Source organism: Cyanobacteriota bacterium, assembly GCA_025054735.1.
GTDB lineage: Bacteria > Cyanobacteriota > Cyanobacteriia > SKYG9 > SKYG9 > SKYG9.
Window position 1 is genome coordinate 1 of the sequence record JANWZG010000281.1, and the last position, 5351, is coordinate 5351.

The 5351-nt window shown below is 51.5% G+C and carries 6 protein-coding genes and 1 pseudogene; 4 read left to right on the forward strand and 3 right to left on the reverse strand.

What is annotated here, in order from left to right; translation table 11 throughout:
* Positions 1 to 304 (forward strand): HAMP domain-containing histidine kinase (locus NZ772_13070; protein MCS6814482.1); only part of this gene is annotated, 304 nt, incomplete at its 5' end.
* Here the strand turns inward: NZ772_13070 and NZ772_13075 are convergent.
* The 3 genes and pseudogenes from NZ772_13075 to NZ772_13085 form a co-directional block, all read right to left on the reverse strand.
* Positions 230 to 485, reverse strand: a pseudogene (locus NZ772_13075) (isochorismatase family protein). The gene NZ772_13070 and the pseudogene NZ772_13075 sit on opposite strands and share 75 nt — an antisense overlap.
* 76 nt (positions 486 to 561) lie before the next feature.
* The gene (locus tag NZ772_13080; GenBank protein ID MCS6814483.1) at positions 562 to 1371 is read right to left on the reverse strand and encodes a Uma2 family endonuclease; all 810 of its coding nucleotides are present in this window, start codon (positions 1369 to 1371) and stop codon (positions 562 to 564) included.
* A 143-nt stretch (positions 1372 to 1514) separates the two neighbouring features.
* Positions 1515 to 2018 carry a hypothetical protein gene (locus NZ772_13085; GenBank protein ID MCS6814484.1) on the reverse strand — a complete coding sequence of 168 codons (504 nt, stop codon included), beginning with the start codon at positions 2016 to 2018 and terminating at the stop codon, positions 1515 to 1517.
* A gap of 72 nt (positions 2019 to 2090) precedes the next feature.
* Between NZ772_13085 and aroA the strand changes: the two genes are divergently transcribed.
* From aroA to NZ772_13100, 3 genes are all read left to right on the forward strand, one after another.
* Positions 2091 to 3458, forward strand: a complete 1368-nt coding sequence (gene aroA, locus NZ772_13090; GenBank protein MCS6814485.1) for a 3-phosphoshikimate 1-carboxyvinyltransferase — start codon at positions 2091 to 2093, stop codon at positions 3456 to 3458.
* Positions 3448 to 4260 (forward strand): sugar phosphate nucleotidyltransferase, encoded by an 813-nt coding sequence (locus NZ772_13095; GenBank protein MCS6814486.1) that lies wholly within the window; start codon positions 3448 to 3450, stop codon positions 4258 to 4260. Before aroA ends, NZ772_13095 begins: the two co-directional genes overlap by 11 nt.
* A gap of 211 nt (positions 4261 to 4471) precedes the next feature.
* Positions 4472 to 5351: serine/threonine protein kinase (locus tag NZ772_13100; GenBank protein MCS6814487.1), on the forward strand; the 880-nt coding region annotated here is incomplete at its 3' end.

The window sequence follows — 5351 nt, forward strand, 5'->3', positions numbered from 1 at the left end:
GAAGCAAGTGCCTACGATCGAGATCCATACAGCCTTCGTGAGTCAAGTGCACCAAGCAGCAAAACCTCCTGATGTCCAAATTCGCATCATAGACAATGGCCCTGGTATTCCTGAACAAGTACAATCGCGCCTCTTTGATCCTTTCTTTACCACCAAACCCGTTGGCAAGGGGACTGGTATGGGGCTGTCTATTAGCTATCAGATCATTACTGAGCGACATGGTGGCACATTAGAGTGCCGTTCTGTACTTGGTCAGGGTGCAGAGTTTATCATCCAGATTCCCAGCAAGCAATCGCAATCCTAGCGTCACTGTGACTCTGTTGAGGGCAGCCAGATAGCTGTTGTAACCGGTAGCACCTAGGCAATCAGACGTAAGCAGCATTTGTAACCCCGATCGTTGGCATCGCGACCGTCATGTGTACGCAAACATCTGTGACAATACCTGCCAGGATAGGATTTTGGATGCCTTTATGGTGGACTATCAAATAGCAAACAGCAACCCTTTGCATCCGTTTCACACCCGCATTCGGGAAAACCATCAACCTCAGACGGGGAAACATCCTAAGGTGGCATTTCCTCTGGATTGATTCCCTTGCTACGCAACCACTCTACTAGTTGCTCCCGTTTCTGCCGCTCTTGTTTTGCTTGCTGCTCTGCATTTGCTGCTCGTTCATGCCCGGTCAGCAAGAGATTTCCTTCTAAATCCCACCAGCGTAACCACTGCTGAGTTTGATTCAGGTAAGTGCCCTCCCAAACACCAATTTCCACACCTAGGGGGGGAATGGGATAGTGCCCTCGGCTGTTCGGTACCATGCGCTGATAGGTTGTACCAACCAGTTCATACATCTCTAACTCACCACTATTGACCAGGAAGATACCGTAGTAGGCGATATGGATAACTTGCTCATACACCCAGAACTTACCAGGTTTAGCCGTCTCAGCATTCGCGCTACCATTTTGGCACCGAGAGAGTGGGGTTCGATCTCGCTCTTCACTACCATTCCCTGAGGCAAATTCTAGGGCGATCGTGGGTGAGATGAACTCACGCCACAACACATAGGAGCGGCGAATCTTGCCCTCAAGCCGGGGAGGAACATTAGGCACATAAAACCAATCGGGAGCTTCTGCGCCGCTTTCGGGGGGATCAGCTTCTCGCCAGTAAATGCCGCAATCTTGGCCAATGACATACTGTCCATCAGGGTGAATTCTTGCTAGAACAGGGACGAGTGAGTCTGTCAAGAGCAGGGATTGAGGATGTTCCTGAAAATTTTTCACAAACGTACCATCTGACTCTGGCAGTTGGGTATGGTCGGGAAATGGAGGGGGCAACTGATCAGCAGCCACGTTAGGTTGAGTGAGAGCTTCGGTCATTCCTCTACCACCTGAATGAACAGTCAAGTTAGTTGCCAGTACAGAACATTTGCTCTGGTGAACTTGGTATGGTCTGAGAGATTGAGTAGTGGACAAATTAACAGACACTATGCTCAAGAAACACTCAGACAGACAAGCCAAAGCTACTGATGTGAATGGTGCCGGATGTCAAGATTGAGAATGTAACGCCCCAGGGCTACCTTGTTAGACCACAACTCGTATTCTACTCGTAGGTAGGTAGGTAACGGAGCCGATTGAAACACGAGGCTACGGGTAAAATTTTGCAGATGAATATGACCAGACTTGCCCAAGTGATTATCTTGCAGCCAATAACGGCTAGTGCCATAAATTCCCTGCTCCCAAAAGTGGCGATAGCTAAACCGACTGTGGCTCTGCATGGTCATGATGACCCGGTAGGGAGACAATTCTAACCACAATAGCCGGGGTATTTCGAATAACGGGGAACGCTTTGCTTCTGAAGAGTCTGGATCAGTTGCCTCTGGACAGGTTGCTGGTTCGTTTAATAACAGATGATAGCGCTCATTCTCTTTTTCATAGAGGGTAGCAGCCGTTTCCACCACAGACCAAACAGGCAAATCGGTAGAAACCAAGGACATATGCACAGGCAGACGGTGATAAGTCAGCATGGTGAGTCAGGGGAACGAGAGGGACTCAAGCAAGATAGGATGACTAAGATAACCCTTCGTCAGTTTAGCCTAATGTCGTCTGCGATCGTATCGTTAGAAACTACTGAAAGTAACCATTGGTTGACAATTGCTCCACCACCATCAGGACTCACGCTCCAGGGACGAATTCAGGTTCCTGGAGACAAGTCCATTTCCCACCGGGCGCTGATGTTGGGGGCACTAGCAACTGGAGAAACCCAGATTCGCGGATTATTGCTGGGTGATGATCCCCGCAGTACCGCCCATTGTTTTCGGTTGCTGGGAGCAGAGATTTCAGACCTGAATACTGAGTTGGTCACTGTACGCGGCATGGGCTTGGGTGCCATCAAGGAACCTACTGATGTGTTGGATGCGGGCAACTCTGGCACCACACTACGGCTGATGCTGGGAATCTTGGCTTCCCATGCAGAGCGGTTTTTCACAGTGACTGGGGATCAGTCGTTGCGATCGCGCCCGATGGCACGGGTTATCCGTCCTTTGCAACAGATGGGAGCTGCTATCTGGAGCCGCAGTGGTGGCTATGCTCCCGTTGCCGTCCAAGGACAAACCCTACGGCCTATTCACTACCAGTCTCCGATCGCCTCTGCTCAAGTCAAATCCTGCATTCTCTTGGCAGGACTAATGACCGAGGGACAAACAACAGTGACGGAGCCTGCTCTCTCCCGCGATCACAGCGAGCGCATGTTGAGAGCCTTTGGAGCCAAGATTGTTGTGGATCCAGATACTAAGAGTGCTACTGTTACTGGCCCTGCCCAACTGCGAGGCCAATCTGTCGTTGTGCCCGGAGATATCAGTTCTGCTGCCTTTTGGTTAGTGGCAGGGGCGATCGTCCCTGGTGCTGACCTGATGATTGAAAATGTGGGCGTGAATCCTACTCGCACTGGCATTTTAGAAGTGCTGGAGATGATGGAGGCTAATGTTACCCTAGAAAACCAGCGCACGATTGCTGGCGAGCCGGTCGCCGATGTGCGGGTGCGTTATCGATCAGGCAGCCACGGCTTACCCCTGACCGCCTGTGAAATTGCTGGTGACCTCATCCCTCGCCTGATTGATGAAATTCCGGTGCTAGCGGTAGCGGCAGTATTTGCCCAAGGCACTACGGTGATTCGTGATGCTGAGGAGTTGCGAGTCAAGGAGAGCGATCGCATTGCTGTCATGGCCAAGGAGTTAACACGTCTGGGAGCAAAGGTCACTGAGCATCCCGATGGCCTAGAGATCACGGGTGGCACTCCTCTTAAAGGCACCACGGTAGATAGCCATACTGATCACCGCATTGCTATGAGTTTAGCGATCGCAGCCCTAGCTGCCACCGGCACTACCCAAGTCCAGCGGGCAGATGCGGTTACTATTTCGTATCCTGACTTTATTCCTACCCTGCAACGTCTTTGTCATGCCAGTTAACCAGCCTAGTGTGATTGGCTTGCTGCCCGCTGGAGGCCAAGCCCGTCGCATTTCTCCACTGCCCCTGAGCAAAGAGTTATACCCGATCGGCCTGCATCCTATGGGTACCGAGGGCAGCCTGCGTCCTAAAGTTGCCAGCCACTACCTGCTGGAAAAAATGCGATTGGCTGGGATCACTCGCGCCTATTTTATTCTCCGTTCCGGCAAGTGGGACATTCCTGCCTATTTTGGGGATGGCACCCTGCTCACCATGCACCTAGGCTACCTGATCATGAACTTGCCCTATGGCGTAGCTTACACCCTTGACCAAGCCTATCCGTTTGTACACGATTCCCTAGTGGCGCTGGGATTTCCTGATGTGCTATTTCGGCCCCGCGATGCCTATGCTCGCTTGCTAACCCGACAATCAACGACTGGTGCTGATGTGGTGTTAGGGTTATTCCCCAGTTCCCAGCCAGAGAAGGTAGGCATGGTGGATGCTGATGAGACAGGACGGGTGCGCCTGATTGTGGAAAAGCCAAGGACTAGCCAGTTGCGCTACATGTGGGCGATCGCAGTTTGGACACCCACCTTCACCCAGTTTCTGCATGACTATGTAGCTACGATCGAACAACAACGAGCAACTGGGGATGATACACATTTGCCCACCCTTACCAAGGAGTTGCCAATCGGTGATGTAATTCAGGCTGCTATTGACCAAGGGCTGGTGGTACAATCAGAACCCTTTCCCCAAGGATGTTATCTGGACATTGGCACGCCCGAAGACCTGTTGCGGGCAACCCGTGAGTCGGCCCAGTGGTAATCTCAGTGGTCGTCTGTGTCAGGCAATCCAACTGGCTTGTCATAGGATTGCTTCAGAGACTTGACAGAGTAGATTACCATTGGTAGTGATGGGTTGTGTCTATCCACAATTTTGTCCACAGTTGTGTACTTTGCAATTGTGTATCTTGCAATTGTGTATTTCGCTGTGTGCTTGTGTGCTTGTTTGCCCGTAGTCAACTGAGAGAGTCACCATGCTACCGCCCCTTGCGATTGATACTGTTTTGCAAAATCGCTACCGCCTGCTCAGCATTTTGGGGCAAGGTGGCTTCGGACGCACCTATCTAGCAGCCGATCAAGGGCGATTTAATGAGTATTGCGCTATCAAGGAGCTGATTTTGGCCCAAAACGATGCCTACGTGATGGAGAAGTCACGGGAGCTATTTCAACGGGAGGCGGCTGTTCTCTATCAAATTCAGCATCCACAAATTCCTCAGTTTCGCGCCAACTTTGAGCAAGACCAGCGCCTTTTCTTAGTACAAGACTACGTTGAGGGCAAAACCTATCACACCTTGCTAGGGGAGCGTATGGCTGCCAATCCCCATGGTGCTGGCGGCTTTTCCGAAGCAGAGGTGGTGCAGCTTATGCAACAGTTGTTGCCAGTGTTGGCCTACATCCACAGCAAAGGTATTATCCATCGGGATATTTCTCCGGGTAATTTAATTCGCCGCGATCGTGACCAATTGCCTGTGTTAATTGACTTTGGCGTGGTTAAGGATGTTGCTAGCCGTGTACAGGCGACTTACGTTGATCGGGCAACTGCCGTGGGTAAAATTGGCTACGCACCTATGGAACAAATCCAGACGGGGCAAGCTTACCCCAACAGTGATTTGTACTCCCTAGCCGTGACCGCTATTGTTTTACTCACAGGACGTGAACCCCAACAGCTTTTTGACGATCGCACCATGACGTGGTTCTGGCAAAACTTGGTTCCGGTTAGTCCTGGTTTTGCCCAGGTGCTGAACCGAATGCTGAGCTATAAGCCCGGCGATCGCTACCAATCTGCCCAGGAGGTGATGCAGGCGTTGCAGGCTATGGGTAGCCAGTCCTGCCCACCAACCCAAGCTCCAAGCT